Origin of the sequence: Angustibacter luteus (assembly GCF_039541115.1) — a bacterium.
Classification (GTDB): domain Bacteria; phylum Actinomycetota; class Actinomycetes; order Actinomycetales; family Angustibacteraceae; genus Angustibacter; species Angustibacter luteus.
In genome coordinates this window covers 366,740-382,146 of sequence record NZ_BAABFP010000008.1, presented here as the reverse complement: position 1 = coordinate 382,146, position 15,407 = coordinate 366,740, and the positions used below count along the sequence as shown (strand labels likewise).

Here is a 15,407-nt window from a genome sequence, read left to right as displayed (position 1 = left end):
GGTGACCCGGTGGGTGCTGCACGTCGACCTCGACCAGTTCCTGGCCGCGGTCGAGGTCCTGCGTCACCCCGAGCTCGCCGGCCTGGCTGTCGTCGTCGGTGGTGACGGTGACCCGACCAAGCGTGGCGTGGTCAGCACCGCGTCCTACGAGGCCCGCGCACTCGGCGTCGGCTCGGGCACGCCGCTGCGCACGGCGGCTAAGCGGATCCCGGACGCGGTCTTCCTGCCCGTCGACCGGCCGCACTACGAAGCAGCGTCGGCCACGGTGATGGCCGCCCTGCACGAGGTCACGGACGAGGTGGAGGAGCTCGGCTGGGACGAGGCGTTCCTCGGGATCGACGACCCACCGGACGACGACCCCGAGGCGGTCGCCCGCGACGTCCAACGCCGTGTGCTGGCCGCGAGTGGACTGCACTGCTCCGTCGGCATCGGCCGCAACCGGCTGCAGGCCAAGATCGCGACCGACTACGGCAAGCCGGCGGGGGTCTTCCGGCTCACGGCCGCCACCTGGTTCGACCTGCTCGGTGACCTCCCGCCGTCCGCGCTGTGGGGCATCGGAGGCAAGACGTCGACCAAGCTGGCCGAGCTGGGCATCGCCACCGTCCGCGACCTGGCCGGCGCGGACGTCGAGGCGCTCTCCGCCCGGTTCGGCCCGACCACCGGCCCGTGGCTGCAGCGGATCGGCGCGGGCCGTGACTCGGCCGCCGTGCGCGAGAGCCCGCGCGAGCGTCGTTCGCTCGGCCGCGAGGTGACCTACCAGCAGGACCTGCACGACTGGGACGACGTCCGAGCGCAGGTCGTGGAGCTGGCCACCCGGGTGGCCGGTGAGGTCGCGGAGTCCGGGCGGGACGCCGTCCGCGTCGTCCTCAAGGTGCGGTTCGTGCCCTTCACCACCCGCACGAGCAGCCGGGTGCTGCCGGAACCCACCACCTCGGCGACCGCGATCGAGCAGGCCGCGCTCGAGGCGTTCGCGCGGTTCGAACCTCGCGCCGTCCGCCTGGTCGGTGTGCGGGCCGAGCTGTCCCGGTGAGGCCGTCCACGATCCCCAGCAGCGAACGGGAGTGCGCGTGAAGGCAGTCGTCTACGACCGGTACGGCGGACCCGAGGTGCTGCGGGTCGAGGACGTGCCGACGCCAGCCCCCACAGCCGATCAGGTGCTGATCAAGGTCGCGGCAACGTCGGTGAACCTCAGCGACTGGGAGTGCCTGCGCGGGTCCCCGGCATACGCGCGCATCGGTGGCCTGCGGTCGCCCGCGCGACGGACGCTCGGGTCGGACGTCGCCGGGGTAGTCACCGACGTCGGGGGCGGGGTGACCCGGTTCCGGGTCGGCGACGAGGTGTACGGCGACAACCTCGCGCTCAAGGGCGGCTTCGCGGAGTACGCGGTGGTCCCGGAGTCGGCGCTGGCCCTCAAACCGTCCGGCCTGTCGTTCGCGGCGGCCTCGACGATTCCGCAGGCGGGCGCGATCGCACTGCAGGGAACGCGCTGGGCCACGGCAGGTGACCGCGTGCTGATCAACGGGGCCGGCGGTGGTTCCGGGTCCTTCGCCATCCAGCTGGCGAAGCAGGCCGGGGCTTATGTCACAGGGGTCGACAACGGCGGCAAGCTGGACTTCATGCGGTCGGTGGGGGCCGACGACGTGCTCGACTACAGGAAGGACGACTTCACCCGGACCGCCCAGCCCTACGACCTCGTCCTGGACCTGGTCGCCCACCGGTCGGTCTACGCCTACCGGCGCGCGCTCGCCCGGCGCGGACGGTACCGGTGTGTAGGTGGTTCGGTCCGCACGCTGCTGCGGGTGCTCACCGCCGGTTCGCTGCTCGGCGTGGTCAGCGGCCGCTCGATCGGAGTGCTGGCGGTGAAGCAAGGTCCGGGCCACTTCACGCGGCTAGGTGACCTGTGCGCCAACGGGTCCGTGGCGATCCACGTCGACCGCACGTTCGCGCTCGACCAGGTGCCGGCAGCGCTCGCGTACGTCGGGGAGGGGCTCGCGCTGGGCAAGGTGGTGGTCCTGCCAACCTGACCGGCGGCCGGTCAATGACGCTGCATCTCCCACGCCAGGTCGATGGCCGTGCGAACAGCTTGCGGCTGAGCCCGATCGAGATAGGCCTCGACCTTGTGATGCGCCTCCATGCGAGGGGGCACGCCGAAGCTGTCCGGGAAGCGCTCGAGGAGTGACTCCCGCTCGCTCAGCGGAACCCGGATCACCACCGTGTTGGGGTCCTGCAGGCGCACCACCAGCCGGTCGTGGACGTACCAGGCGGGACGCGACTGCGTTCCCTTGCGCTTGACGTGAAGGAGCGACTCCGCGTACCGGCCAACCTCGTCCAGGGTCACCAGCACAGGCTAGGCGCCTGCCGCGCGAAGGCAGGGGTCGAGGGCCCCAGGATGCCGCTACGTCGTCCACGTCGTCGACCGTCGCGCCTGGTCGAAGATCGTCTCGATCTGGTCGGCGCTGAGTCGTCCCTTACTGGGCCTGTCCCATTTCGGGGCTCGGGCCATGAAGCTCAATCGCACTCTCATGCCGAGATGAGTGCATCCGTCGAATGCAGAGAAGTGGGGCACTTGAGGTCGGCGCCACGCCCCACTTCTCTGATCTCGCCGCCGTCATCCTGAACCCATGCTGAGGTGACAGAGATGGGGCACCTCGGACGACTGGTGTGCCCCTTCTTCGTCATCTCACCGAGCGGTCGCGCCGCCGAGCATGAGCGGTCCTGCCGATGAGCGGGCGAACGAGGCCGGGCGGGGCGATCCGCCATGTTGTGCCAGGTTCATATCGACGAGCACGTGCTCGAGGGCGGGCGTCCCATCGCTACTCAGGCTCGCTCGGGCTAGCTCCGCGGGAGGCTCCGGGGCGGCCGGCGGCTAGGGGGACGGCGCTCGCGGGGTCACGGTGTTCCCGCCCCACTGCTCGGGCGCCACGTCGGTCAGCGTTTGGTTGAGCACCCACTGGTGCCCGAACGGATCATCGATGGCGGCCTGCCGCTCGCCGTACTCCCAGTCGTGCGGCGGATCGACCAGCCGCGCTCCCCGGGCCACGGCAGTCTCGACGACTCTCGCGACGTCCGCGACCTTCAGCATTACCTGGTGGGAGCGTTCGTTCTCCGGTGTTCGCCGTCCTGGCCGAACCTCTGCCACCACCAGCTCGGCTGGCGGCCCGTCCGGGAGGCCGAGCTGCGAGCGATGCCTGTCGCCGATGCGGACGTGTTCGACGAAGCCGAAGACCTCGATGTACCAGGCCACGGCCGATCGGACGTCAGCCACGGTCAGGACGGGGGTCACGCGCGCGTGCGGCGCCGACCGGTTCGTGAGCACCTGTTCAGACTAGAGCGTGGTGGGGACCCTGGGCCTCAGCCGTGGACACCCCGGGACAGTGCCCTCGTCGATGGCGACCTGCTGAACCCAGCCGTTGGTGCGCATCGCGCCCATCATCGGCGTTCTATCGAACCCCGAACCCGGCCGCGCTGATAGAGCCATGGCTCGGCACCCTCGGTGGGCCCACGTGCGGCAGGGGACCAGGGACGCCTACTCTGCCTGTCCCGGCCAACTGTTCTGGCAACGCGCGTCGAACCACTGGAAGGGGCACGATGACGGGCTTCGAGAGTCGGGTTCCCTTCCCAGGGACATTCCGGCTGTCCGAGGCTGCAAGCACCCTGCTGGACGCGTTGGCCGCCGTGGGAGGCCGCCCCTTCGTGGTCGGCGGATCGGTGCGCGATGCACTGCTTGAACCGGAGCTCACGTTCAAGGACGTGGACGTCGAGGTGTTCCACCTGGACGTGGACGCTGTCGCCGCCGCGCTACGAACTGTGGGACTCGTTGACGAGGTCGGCCGCGCCTTCTCCGTGCTGAAAGTCCGCGTCGACGGGCAGGATTTCGATGTATCCCTGCCCCGCCGAGAAGTGAAGTCCGGCGACGGGCACCGGGGATTCGACGTTGTCGCCGATCCGCGCACGTCCCTGGTTAAGGCGTCTGCGCGACGCGACTTCACACTGAACGCGCTGCTGTTCGACCCAGCGACCGGCGAGCTGGTCGACTGCTGGGGCGGTTTGGACGACCTCCGGGCCGGCGTCCTGCGGCACACGACGCCCGCGTTCGCGGAGGATCCACTGCGGGTCTTGCGTGCGGTGCAGTTCGCTGCCCGCTTCGGGCTGCGTCTGGCGCCCGAGACGGCTGAGCTATGCCGGGAGTTGGTGGGCGAGTTTGAGCACCTGTCGACCGAGCGGGTCTGGACCGAGTGGTACAAGATCGCCACTCGCGGTAAGCACATGGCCCGGGCCCTGACCGTTCTGGTGGAAACCGGATGGGACGTGCACTTCCCCGAACTCTCCGCGCTCCGCGGGCTGAAGCAGGACTTGCGGTGGCACCCCGAAGGCGACGTGTTCACCCACACCGGGTTGGCCGGCGACCAAGCGGCACGGCTGGCGGACGAGGCAGGGCTAGTCGGCGACGACCGCGCGGTCATCGTGCTTGGCACCCTGCTGCACGACGTCGGCAAGGTCGACCACACCCAGTTCTCGCGCCGCAAGGATGGAACCCTCAAGGTCTCGAGTCACGGCCACGCCGAGGCCGGCGTAGCCCCGGCGCGTACCTTTCTGCGTGCGATCGGCGCGCCTCACCACCTCACACGGCGGGTACTGCCATTGGTCGCCGAGCACATGGTGACCGCGTCGACGAACAAGCCGACGGCGGCCGCGGTACGCCGCCTTGCCCGCCGGCTGGCCCCGGCAACGATGACCGAATGGGCACTAGTCGTCGAGGCCGACAAGGGTGGCCGCGGCCGCGGGTCCCGTCCCGGCGGCACTGGTCCCTGGCTGGCCCTCGCGGAGGAAGTCGGCGCTGAGCAGACTCCGGTTACGGGTCTGCTGCGCGGTGAACACCTAATCGAGGTAGGCATGATGCCCGGTCCAGCCTTCGGTCCATTGCTGCGGGCGGCACTTGCGGCGCAGGATGACGGAGAGTTTGAGGACGAAGCCGGCGCCAAGACGTGGCTCGCCGCGCGCCTGCACACCTCCAGCTGAGCGCCCAAGCCCCGGTGGCGCGTCCGACGCAGCGAAGAGGCGCACCGTGGCCGCGGCACTTCGGGCGCCGCTGCTGCCTCGTCTCGGCCCGCGCGAACCTAGTTCGCTGTGCTTCAGCCGTCCTCGGGTTTGGGGAGGTCGAGGTTGTTGTCTTCGACGAAGGCGCTGATGTCTGACTCGCTCACCCGCCCATCGGCCAGTGCCTGCTTGGCCGCCAGCAGAAGTTGGTTGGGGGCGGAGAGTTCCAGCGCGATGTTGTCGGGGTCGCGGAAGTTGAGGTGGTAGCCGAACTCCATGTCTCGAATCGGCGTGTAGGTCACACCCAGCTCGTCGAAGCGGTGTTCCCACTCCTCGAGGTCCTCGCGTGATCCGGCGGTGAGACCGAGGTGGTCGAGCCCGGTTGCCAGTTCAGTGAAGCGACCGCCGTGCGCGCCGTCATGCTTCATCAGCGACAGCGTGAAACCCGTCTCGGGATGCATGAATATCCGGCCGTAGCCGACGTCCAGCACCATGAGGAAGTCGAGTACCCCTGAGTAGAAGTGCTGACTCGCATCGAGGTCCGTGACCGTGAAGGACACATGGTCGACACCCACGAACGTCACCATCAGCTTGCTCGCCAACCCATGGGAGCCATGGCGGGTACTTGGCAGTCGACCAACTCGAGGGTCTCCCTCTCTGGCAGGTCGGCAACATCGTCGATGCCCAGCGAGCGCAGTACCGCGGCGATCGCCGGTCCGACACGCTCGCGCTGGAATCGTTCCTGCTCTTCCGCGTTGTCCCACACCTCGATGTGTCGGAGTCGACCCGAAGGCGCCTTGGCCACCAAGTGCATCCGCAAGGCCGGCGGCAACTTTGGTCCGATGGCCGCTGTGATCTTCCCGTAGAGCGCTTCATCGCCGGGCACGTCGTACTGGACTGCATAGGGCATGTCGAGCCTCCCCTGTCCCATCTTTCGATAGAGTTGTATCTATCTGATAGAGGAGCATCTACCTAAATGCCTGATCACGTCAACCCCCGTCGCAACTACCGGTCGCCGGCCCGAGAGCAACAAGCACGCCACACGCGGACCGCGATCATCGCGGCAGCACACCAACTCTTCCTGTCGCGAGGATTCGCCGCGACCACCATGAACAGCGTTGCGACCGAGTCGGGCGTGGCCGTCCAGACCGTCTACAAGGCATTCCCCAACAAGGCCGTGCTCGCCAAGGCAGTCTTCGACAACGCGATCGCCGGCGATGACGAATCTGTACCCGTGGTCGAGCGCGATCAACTCACCAAGGTCCGCACCGAACCAGACCCTCAACGCAAGCTTCGGCTGTACGGGGCCTTTCTCGCTCGGACCGCGCCTCGACACGTGCCTGTCCAGCTCGTCATTCGTGCCGCGGCGGCCACCCATCCCGAAGCAGCCCAGCTCTGGACGCAACTGCAGGACGAACGCCTCGCCGGCATGGCCTACTTCGCAGCCGACCTGGATCGAGCTGGTCACCTCCGCACAGGAATCACCCGAAGCGAGGCACGCGACGTGCTCTGGACCTACAACGCCGCCGAGCAGTACGAGCTTCTCGTCCTCGAGCGAGGGTGGAGCTCGCGTCGCTATGGCTCCTGGATCGCCGAAGCGCTCATTGCTGCCCTGCTCTAGCCAACCGGCGCCAGATCGGCGGCGGGCAAGTCCAGGCACCTCAGAGGTGCATCGCAGGAACCAATCGGTCGGGCGTCCTCATGGGCGATCCGACGCGGTGGAATGGAGCGGACGGCTTCTGTGGATCAGCCACCCGTCAGGGGCTGACAACGAGGACGACGCGGCCCACCGCCTGTCCCGAGGCTAGGTGGTGCAGTGCCTGGCTTGCCTCGCCGAGTGGGAACGCCCGATCAATCACGACGCGGAGCTGACCGGTCGTCAGGAGCTGGCTCAGGATGGCCATCAACGCGCGCTTGTCCGGTGACGCGAACGAGCCGCCTCGCAGCTCGGGGGTGACCGCAGAGCGGGCTACCAGCCCCAGCATGCGCGGGATGCTGCCGAGCCAGCGGTGCCCGGTCGCACCGAATGCGTCATGGCCGATGAGCACGTAGCCACCGCCCGGTGACAGGACCTGGCGGATCTCGGTGAAGGAGTGGTTGCCGGGCACGTCGAAGATGAGGTCCCACCGCTCACTGCTCTGGGTGAAGTCCTCCATCGTGTAGTCGATGGTCCGGTCCACACCCAAGGCGCGTAGGAGGTCGAGCTTGTGTGGGCCGTCGACAGCGGTGACCTCCGCGCCGTACGCCCGCGCGAGCTGAACCGCCACGGAGCCCACGCCGCCAGCGGCACCGTTGACCAGGACTCGATGGCCCACCGGCACGCGGCGCTGCGGCAGGTTGTTGAGCGCGATCAGGCCAACGGTCGGAACGGCTGCCGCTTCTTCGAAGCCGATCGTGGACGGCTTGAGTGCGAGTCCCTCCTCAGGTGCCGTGGCGAACTCTGCGAAGGCACCGCCGTTGCGCCACTGGACTCCACGGATGGTTTCCCCGAAGACCTCGTCCCCCTGCCGGAACCGGGTCACGTCAGCACCCACGGACACCACTACCCCGGCGACGTCTGTGCCCGGCACATGCATCTTCGGCTGCTGCAGGCCAGAACCCATGAGACGCAGCACTGCCGGTTGACCGGTCACCACGTGCCATACGTCGGGATGCACAGAGGCTGCCCGCACCTGGACGAGCACCTCGTCCGCGGCCGGCACCGGAGTCGGCACCTCCCGCAACCTGAGATCGTCGATCGAGCCATAGCGGTCCTGGACGATGGCTCTCATGCTCCGGACCGTACTGTCCCCGAGCGAACACGGGAAGCAGGGGACCACTGCGGCGCAAGTGCCGTATTGAGTGGGCCCGTCATGCTGGAGAGAGACACCGGTCCCCGGCCCCGACGGGTTCGACAACGGCCGCGGGACAACGTGGGCCGGTGAGACGGTCCACCGCGCAGCCGCTGAACCTCAGTCGAGCCTTGTTCACGGTCAAGTCTGGGACTCGGCGTACCGAAGCCCATTCCAACGCGTTCCAAACAACTGGCGAGACATCCTCGTCGACCACGATCTCGGGGGACACCATCCTTCAGCACCTCTCGGGCGACTCTGCCTGCACGCCTTCCCCTCTGTCTGCGTACGGCGGCCGCTCCGCCCGATCCGCTCGCGCCCTCGGACGCTCGGGCAGGAAGGCGGTGCTCGGTGCGGTGACGATGGCCCTGGTCGCCGGAGCTGTCATGGCGGGTTCGGCGACTCCCGCGACCGCTTCGACGTCCTACGCGCCGGTCGACACGATCCACTTCGCGCATCCCCTCAACGACAGCCTGGTCGTCGATCCCGCTCACCAGTCGGTCTACCTCGTCGACGGCAGCTCGAACCAGGTGACGGTGGTCGACACGAGCACGGGCACGGTCAAGGCCACGATCCCGGTCGGTGACTCACCGCAACGGATCGCACTCGACCCCGTTCTCGACCGGGCCTACGTCACCAACTACGGGGTAGACGGATTCCTCGGCGAGGGGGTGGACGGCAGCTCGGTATCGGTGATCGACACCAGCACCAACACCGTTGTCGACACGATCCCCGGGCTGTCGAACCCGCGCGGCCTGGCAGTAGACCCGACGACCCACCTGGTCTACGTCGTGAACTACTGGTCCCAGGTCATGTCGGTGATCGACCCGGCGCAGAGCCCCGCGACCATCGCCGAAACCGGCTACCTGGAGAGCCGCCCCTGGGCGGTGGACGTGGACCCCACCACCCACCGCGCCTACGCCACCACGCTGTACGGCGGGAGCCTGTCGACCATCTCCGGCACCGCCACGCTCGACACCCTCTACGGCTTCGGCGGCCCGACCCAGGTCACGGTCGACCCGGAGACCCAGCGTGCCTACGTCGCCAACTCCGGGAACATCTCCGTCGTGGACATCAGCAACGACGCCGCCGCCATCACCGGCACCCTGGCCGCAGGCACCCAGCCCTCCGATGTGGCCATCGACCCGGCCGCCGGTCTCTTCTACGTCACGAACTACGGCGACAACACGGTTTCCGTGATCGACAAGACCAGCAACGCCATCCTCGCCACCGTCCCGGTCGGCGACCACCCGACGGCCGTCGAGGTCGACCGCATCACCCACCGGGCCTACGTGGTCAACTCCGACAACACGCTCTCGGTGATCGCCCCGTTCGCAAGCCAGGACATCACCTTCACCTCGGTCCCGCCGACGAACGCCACGGTGGGCGGCAGCGCCGTGGTCACCGCCACGGGCGGTGGCTCGGGCAACACGGTCACGTTCAGCACCACCAGCCCTGCGTGCACGGTCAGCACCGGCGGTCAGGTCGACTTCAATCACGCCGGTCAGTGCGTGATCGCCGCCGATCAGGCCGGCAGCAGCACCTACACCGCCGCTCCGACCGCGACCCAGGACCTGGCCGTGGCACTGAACGCGACGGCCACCACCCTGAGCCTGCCGACCGGCGGCGTCGTCTTCGGCCAGGCGGCCACCGCCACGGTCGCGGTCAGCGGCACCCACGACGGGTCCGTCCAGTTCACCCTCGACGGAGCACCGGTCGGCAGCCCCCTCGCACTCGCCGCGGACGGTACCGCCACCAGCTCGAACCTGGTCGGCTCCGGCCTGGCCGTCGGCTCGCACCCGGTCGGCGCGGTCTTCACCCCGACCGATTCGGACACATACGCCGCGTCCAGCGCCACCCCCCAGGCCCTGACCGTCGGCAAGGCCGCGACCACCTCCTCGGTGTCGATAGACCCGAACGCCATCACCGCGACCGTGACCCCGACGGTGCCGGGCGCCGGCGACCCCACCGGGAACGTCGACTTCTACCTTGCCGGGACCAAGATCGGCAGCGCCAGCCTCACCAGCGGGACGGCGACCCTCGCCCACCGCGTTCCCAACGGCGCCGACCGGGCGGTCTCGACGATCTACGCCGGAGACACCTCGTTCACCGGCTCCTCGGCCTCCACGGCCCGCCGCGACCCGGTGATCACCGCCGCCGTCTCGAGCACGAAGGCATCCCGCCACGGGTGGTACGCCACATCGGTGACGGTGACCTTCACCTGCCACCAGACCAGCGCCGCGCTGACCGCGACCTGCCCTGCTCCGGTGACGCTGTCGCGCAACGCCGCGGGCCAGTCGGTCACCCGCACGATCATCGCCGCCGACGGTGGTGCGGCAACGGCCGTGGTCACCGGCATCAACATCGACAGCGTCCGGCCGACCGCCCGCGTGACCGGCGTCCGAGCCGGGGCAACATACTTCGCCACGGGTCCGGTCGCCGGCTGCCGCGCCGCCGACAGCCTGTCGGGGGTCACCGCCTGCACGGTGACGCGGACGACGCGCGGACACCAGGTCACCTACGTCGCGACCGCGACGGACCGGGCAGGCAACCGCAGCAGCACCCGCCTGGTCGCCCGCACCACGTCGGTGGCCATCAGTGGGGCGTCGATGAGCGACGGTCGCTACGTCGTCCACCGCGGCCGCACCTACACGGTGCTGGTCGCCGCGGCCAACCGTCCGACGTTCATCTACGCGACTCCCTCACCTGGCCGTCCGGCGGGCGGCGGCCTCCTCTTCAAGCGCATCGGAAAGAACCGTTGGGCCTTGGGTGTGACGTTCACGCAGTCGATGAGCAACCACGCCTACTGGAACATCGGTACCCGCGTCGGCTCCCACACCACAGTCACGACAGTGCACGTCGTGCGCTGAGCCGGACTCAGGGGCAGCTTCGAATGTGCCCCTGACCTGCGAAAGTCGGTCACTCGCGGCGGTATGACGCAGGTACCCGGCTCGCCCAGAATGCATGAGTGCGTCTCACGGTCCACCCCTCAGTCCGCGTGACTGCCGCTGGAACTGCGCGGTCGACGAGTCGGCACGCTGGGGCCTACCTCCCACAGATGGGGGGCTCGTGCGCGCAAAATGCCGAACATGTCTAGCGATCGACCATCGAATCCAGGAGTCAGTCTTCCGGCCAGCAAGGAGTTGTCCGCCGTCCTGGGTCGCATTTTTGACCAGCTGAGCCTCAGCGCTTGGATGCCGGGCATTGTCTTGACGGGAGGCGCTGCGTTCATGGTGGCGCTCAGTCAGTCGAACCCAGATGGTGATTTCCCGTCGATTGCGTCGGCCGTATCGCAGCTGGCGACTCCGAGCGTTGGGGGCGCCTTGGTCCTGGCTTTCGCGGTCGTGTTTTCGACGGTGATGACCCAGGCATTCGAGTTCGAAATGATCAAGTTGCTGGAAGGCTACTGGACGGACCGTTGGTGGGCTCGCCAACTTCGGAGACGGAGGGTTACGTCCCTTAAAGTCGAGGGCGCGGAAGTCCGGAAGCTAGCGAAGCGCCTGGAGCGACGGACCCGTAAGTCATCGTTCGGGAAGCTTGCAGGTGGCGACAAAGCGCTCAAGCGGCGGCTGAAGGGGCGAGTCAGGTTACGAGCAGGCGCTAACGAGGCGCCACCCGACCCGGAAGCCGACTACCTGCTGATGCACTGGCGAACGGCCGCTGAGCCTGCGGCGCTTCGTCGACTGGAGTCTGTAGAGCGAGAGGCCCGTAACTTCCCGGCTGCCCACCGAACGATGGCGACCAGACTGGGCAACACTTTGAGGGCGCGTGAGGATCGCATGAAACTCGCTGACGGCGGCGATCTCGAAGGCTTCATTCTTCGGAACTACGAGCGCATCCCTGAGCGGCTCACTGTTCAAGTCAGCGACTTCCGAACTCGCCTGAACATGTACTGCACGCTGGTCTTGGCATGGATTCTCCTGACCATGGCCGGTATTGCAGCCACGTTGACATACAGCGGACTCTTCCATGTCACCACCATCGTCACCGTGGCCGTTTGCCTGCTTCTCGCAAGGATGTCCTACGCCGCAGCCACCTCCAGCGCGAAGGGCTACGGTGCAGCGCTGCTAGCAGCAGACGAGCATGTTGCACGCGTCATTGCGAAAACCGAATCCAAACCAATGGAATCGTCGGGTGTCGCGGGCAGGGCACCGGATGAATGACGCCTTCTCGCTTCGTCTCGCAAGTGGGAACGGGACATGCATAGTCGCTGGGAAGCAGTTCTGCTTCGCCGGGAATCCTGTCATCACCCACGCGACCATAGTTACTTCCGCGTGTTCCCGGGTCAAGCGAAGGACTTCGAGCATCGCTGCCCAGGGAGGCTGCCTGTTTCATTCTGGGCGCTGAGGACCAGGCCCCCGCGCCGCATCAGCGCTGGCTAGACGCCGGCGACGTAGGCGGTGAGGACGTGGACGCCGGGGCGGTCGCGTTTGCCGCGCGCTCGGTCGTAGTGCTGGGTGGTGCGGGGGTCGGCGACGGGCGAGGATCTGGGCATCGCGCAAAGGGACGCCGGCGTCCAGGGCGTTGGTGATTGCGGCATGGCGTAGCGAGTGCGGGCTGATATGCCTGGGGATGCCGGCGGTCTTCGCGATTCGGATGACCATGCGGTCGACGTCGCGTCGGTCGACCGGGTTGCCCGATGTCGGTCTTAGAACCAGCGCTCCGCTCGCACGTTCACCGCGACATGCCTCCAGGACACGCAGCACCGGGACGGTCAGCGGCATGGTGGCGGGCTTGATCCCCTTCCGACCAGGTGCAGCACCCGGTGGCCGCGCAGCGTGTCCGCGTAGTCCTCGATCCGGACTGCTGCCGCCTCGGAGGCGCGCAGGGCGTTGATGCCGAGCAGGAACGCCAGCGCCCCGTGGTGCACGCTGAGCGTCTGGGCGACCTGCAGGAACCGGATCAGCTCGAGGCGGTCCAGTCCGTGGGTGCGGGTCTCGTCGCGGTGGATCCTAGGCAGGCGGGCGTAGACGGCGGGATCGCCCGGGATGAGGCCGTCGATGTGAGCGAACCGGAAGTACCCACGGACCGCGTGCATCATCGTGTTGACCGTGGAGTCCATCAGCCCGGCCTCGCCGAGTGGCGGATGAAGAGCTCGACATGCGCGCGTTGGATCCCAACCAGTGGGTCCAGGGCGTTGGTCTCGCACCACGCGAACCAGCGTTGCAGCTGGTGGGCGTACAGGTCGTGGGTGTGACCGGAGTACCGGGCTAAGTACGAGACGGCTGTGATCTGGGCGCTGGTCATCGTCAACGGCTGGAACGGCAACAGCTTCTCGGCAGACATGCTCACCTCGCGCGGCGACTGCACCACGCCCAGCCACGCCCACCGCCACCGCAGCAAGGCTGCGAACCCGTCGACGCTATCCCCATCGACATGGCAGCCCGCCAGGCGGCCGATTGACACTGGCTCGGCCGCCGCAAGGCGGGAAGTGGTGGCTGCCACGAGCTGGCATGAGCAATGCTTGGGGCCATGGGTCTCGTCGTCCTCATCTGCCGTCGCTGCGGCGAGCACCTTTCACGACCAGTCGAACAGCTTGCGGAGATGCCCGAGCCGGAACAACTGCCCGATGGATATCGGCCGACCCTTCCGATCGGGTCCCTCGCTGTCGATCCGAACCCAGTCGGCTGGGACGGCGACATCCCAACCAGCACCCTGGGCTGCCTGACAATCAATCCTGTCGACGGCGTCGGGTTGAGCCCACACCCAGACCCTCGCCGCAACAGCGGGTGCTGCGCCCACGACGGGCTGGACGGCCCCAACCTCCTGTGCGCGAGCTGCGGGCTTGAGGTTGCGACTCTTCGGGACGACTGCTGGAGTCGCGTCGAGTTGCGGTTCGAACCGGCGGCAGTTGCCGGCCACACTGCCTCAGAGCTGGCTTGAGGATTGTCGCCGAGAGAAGGCAGGCGCGTGCGTCAGAGTCGACGGACGGCGCATCGCTGGAGTCTGCCTCGCGGCGGAATGACGCGCGTGCGGTTGCCATGGAGTAGTGGGCAAGCCTCTTCGTCGGTGTGAGGTGACCTGGTCCTCTCGGGCTTCTGGGCTCGGTAGGTCCTTAGGTCTTGCCGTCAGTTTCCGATGCAGTTCAGGTGACTGAGAATGTGTCTGCAGCGAGGCGGGCCAGCGAACTGCGAGCTGAGGCCGAGGCTGCACGCGCGCGCAGTGAGCGGCTACTCGCGGAAGCTGGCGCCTGGGATGCAGGCGCCGAAGGGGAGCTTCGGGTAGCGACCGCTTTGGCCGACCTGCCCGACGCTCTAATGCCGCGGGTGCTTCACGACCGCCTCCTACGTCCGGGCCGATCCGCCGTGAACCTGGACCACCTGGTTGTCACGACCGGCGGGCTCATGTTGGTCGATGCCAAGAATTGGGCTGGGCAGGTCAGCGTCTATGAGGGCAGCCTGTGGCAGCACACGTTCGGGGAGGGCGGGAGCCGGAACAGCAACCGCAAGACCGCCGAGGCGCAGAAGGTTGGGCGGATGGCCGAGGAGGTCGCCCAGGTCCTCGGCGTGCCGGTAACGCCGGTGCTCTGTCTGGCCGGAGACCGGGCCGCGGGCTTCGGGCCACCGCAGATGGTGGCAGGCGTTGCCGTCGTTCCCGTGGGCGATCTGGCGGAATGGGTTGCCAGGTTGCCGCCTGTGCTGGCTCCGGATCAGGTGCAGGGCTTGGCCAATCGCATGGCGGTCACCTTCCCGCCAGCCGCAGTCGCGCCAGCCAGAACCATTGAGCTGCCGATCCCGCGGAAGGGGAATCGGGCTCGCGCGCTGCCGTCAGCGCCGCGGACGCAGGTGCGGGCAGCTGGCCCCGGTCGCCGTGGTGGGGACGCCGCCGGCCCGGGGCGGCCCGGCAAGACGACGCGGGGAAGCGCGCGGTCGCGAAGGAAGTCCTCGCTGCTGTCGGCGCTCGGGTGCTTGATCATGCTCGCGATCGTGTGGCTCGGGGCCGTCGCGATGATCGACCAAACCGCCTCACGCCCTTCGGGTCAGAACACCGGTAACACGTCCACCACCGCCGGCTCCTGCCTGGGTGTGAACGCCGCGCAGGTGACGAAGTTGGTCGGTGCACCGGTGTACCTGGTGCAGGCTTCGAAGCGGACCTGCCTGTGGTCGGTGACTCCCGGCACGCACAGCGGCCAAGTCGCCATCTCCACCGGCTACCTGGTTGTGGCCACCTCGCATGAGCCGGTCACGCGGACCGATGCGTACGGGAACCGGCACCTGCTGGTACCTCAAGGTGCCAACGTCCCCGGGTCGAAGCCGGTCGCGACCGCCGCCCAGAACGTCGAAGTTGTCATCGACATCCAGACAGCTCACGGCGGCCATCGGATCAGCACAGCCGCGGCAGACAAGACGGCCCGCGCATACGCGGCGATCGTGCTCACGAACCTGAAGCCCTGACCCTCGCGATCCGAGCGCATCGAGCCTTGGCCCCGGCCCAGCAGATCGCAGATACCCCTGCGCATACCAGTACGGGCAAGTGCGGGCGACGCTCGCGGCGGAATGACGCACGTCCTGGCGCCGGCGCGACGGACCTCGGCGGCGC

General features: G+C 68.1%; 14 protein-coding genes and 1 pseudogene. 7 read left to right on the top strand and 8 right to left on the bottom strand.

All coding sequences use genetic code 11. The features are described from left to right. The first annotated feature begins 1 nt into the window (after position 1). Positions 2-1,030, top strand: coding sequence for a DNA polymerase IV (locus tag ABEB17_RS18815; protein ID WP_345718284.1), 1,029 nt, complete (start codon positions 2-4; stop codon positions 1,028-1,030). A gap of 37 nt (positions 1,031-1,067) precedes the next feature. Then, the gene (locus ABEB17_RS18810; protein ID WP_345718283.1) at positions 1,068-2,024 is read left to right on the top strand and encodes an NAD(P)-dependent alcohol dehydrogenase; all 957 of its coding nucleotides are present in this window, start codon (positions 1,068-1,070) and stop codon (positions 2,022-2,024) included. A gap of 11 nt (positions 2,025-2,035) precedes the next feature. Here the strand turns inward: ABEB17_RS18810 and ABEB17_RS18805 are convergent, their stop codons facing one another. Both ABEB17_RS18805 and ABEB17_RS18800 read right to left on the bottom strand, forming a co-directional pair. Continuing rightward, positions 2,036-2,338 carry a hypothetical protein gene (locus ABEB17_RS18805; RefSeq protein ID WP_345718282.1) on the bottom strand — a complete coding sequence of 101 codons (303 nt, stop codon included), beginning with the start codon at positions 2,336-2,338 and terminating at the stop codon, positions 2,036-2,038. A 528-nt stretch (positions 2,339-2,866) separates the two neighbouring features. Continuing rightward, on the bottom strand, positions 2,867-3,265 hold the full coding sequence (locus ABEB17_RS18800; RefSeq protein WP_345718502.1) for a VOC family protein: 399 nt from the start codon (positions 3,263-3,265) through the stop codon (positions 2,867-2,869). Positions 3,266-3,588: 323 nt separating this feature from the next. Here ABEB17_RS18800 and ABEB17_RS18795 point away from each other — a divergent pair, with 323 nt between their 5' ends. Beyond that, positions 3,589-5,019: a CCA tRNA nucleotidyltransferase gene (locus ABEB17_RS18795; RefSeq protein ID WP_345718281.1), complete on the top strand. Its 1,431-nt coding sequence runs from the start codon at positions 3,589-3,591 to the stop codon at positions 5,017-5,019. A gap of 113 nt (positions 5,020-5,132) precedes the next feature. Here the strand turns inward: ABEB17_RS18795 and ABEB17_RS18790 are convergent, their stop codons facing one another. Continuing rightward, positions 5,133-5,612, bottom strand: a complete 480-nt coding sequence (locus ABEB17_RS18790) for a VOC family protein (RefSeq protein WP_345718280.1) — start codon at positions 5,610-5,612, stop codon at positions 5,133-5,135. 11 nt (positions 5,613-5,623) lie between these two features. Then, positions 5,624-5,947, bottom strand: a complete 324-nt coding sequence (locus tag ABEB17_RS18785; RefSeq protein ID WP_345718279.1) for a hypothetical protein — start codon at positions 5,945-5,947, stop codon at positions 5,624-5,626. A 66-nt stretch (positions 5,948-6,013) separates the two neighbouring features. On the opposite strand from ABEB17_RS18785, the gene ABEB17_RS18780 reads away from it, so the two are divergent. Continuing rightward, on the top strand, positions 6,014-6,658 hold the full coding sequence (locus ABEB17_RS18780) for a TetR/AcrR family transcriptional regulator (RefSeq protein WP_345718278.1): 645 nt from the start codon (positions 6,014-6,016) through the stop codon (positions 6,656-6,658). 136 nt (positions 6,659-6,794) lie between these two features. On the opposite strand, the gene ABEB17_RS18775 is transcribed toward ABEB17_RS18780, so the two are convergent. After that, positions 6,795-7,808 carry an NAD(P)-dependent alcohol dehydrogenase gene (locus tag ABEB17_RS18775; RefSeq protein ID WP_345718277.1) on the bottom strand — a complete coding sequence of 338 codons (1,014 nt, stop codon included), beginning with the start codon at positions 7,806-7,808 and terminating at the stop codon, positions 6,795-6,797. 404 nt (positions 7,809-8,212) lie between these two features. Here ABEB17_RS18775 and ABEB17_RS18770 point away from each other — a divergent pair, with 404 nt between their 5' ends. Next, positions 8,213-10,738, top strand: a complete 2,526-nt coding sequence (locus ABEB17_RS18770; protein WP_345718276.1) for an Ig-like domain repeat protein — start codon at positions 8,213-8,215, stop codon at positions 10,736-10,738. A gap of 219 nt (positions 10,739-10,957) precedes the next feature. Then, positions 10,958-12,031 (top strand): hypothetical protein, encoded by a 1,074-nt coding sequence (locus ABEB17_RS18765; protein WP_345718275.1) that lies wholly within the window; start codon positions 10,958-10,960, stop codon positions 12,029-12,031. Between the two features lie 384 nt (positions 12,032-12,415). On the opposite strand, the pseudogene ABEB17_RS20040 reads toward ABEB17_RS18765, so the two are convergent. From ABEB17_RS20040 to ABEB17_RS18755, 3 genes and pseudogenes are all read right to left on the bottom strand, one after another. Further along, positions 12,416-12,592 (bottom strand): annotated as a pseudogene (locus ABEB17_RS20040) (hypothetical protein); the annotation flags it as partial. After that, entirely contained in the window at positions 12,583-12,930 is a 348-nt protein-coding gene (locus ABEB17_RS18760) for a hypothetical protein (protein ID WP_345718274.1), read from the bottom strand. The gene ABEB17_RS18760 and the pseudogene ABEB17_RS20040, both read right to left, overlap by 10 nt. Continuing rightward, on the bottom strand, positions 12,930-13,382 hold the full coding sequence (locus ABEB17_RS18755) for a hypothetical protein (RefSeq protein ID WP_345718273.1): 453 nt from the start codon (positions 13,380-13,382) through the stop codon (positions 12,930-12,932). The genes ABEB17_RS18760 and ABEB17_RS18755 overlap by 1 nt, the downstream gene beginning before the upstream one ends. Positions 13,383-13,957: 575 nt before the next feature. Here ABEB17_RS18755 and ABEB17_RS18750 point away from each other — a divergent pair. Then, a complete protein-coding gene (locus tag ABEB17_RS18750; protein ID WP_345718272.1) occupies positions 13,958-15,262 on the top strand; it encodes a nuclease-related domain-containing protein in 1,305 nt (434 codons plus the stop codon). Positions 15,263-15,407: the final 145 nt, after the last annotated feature.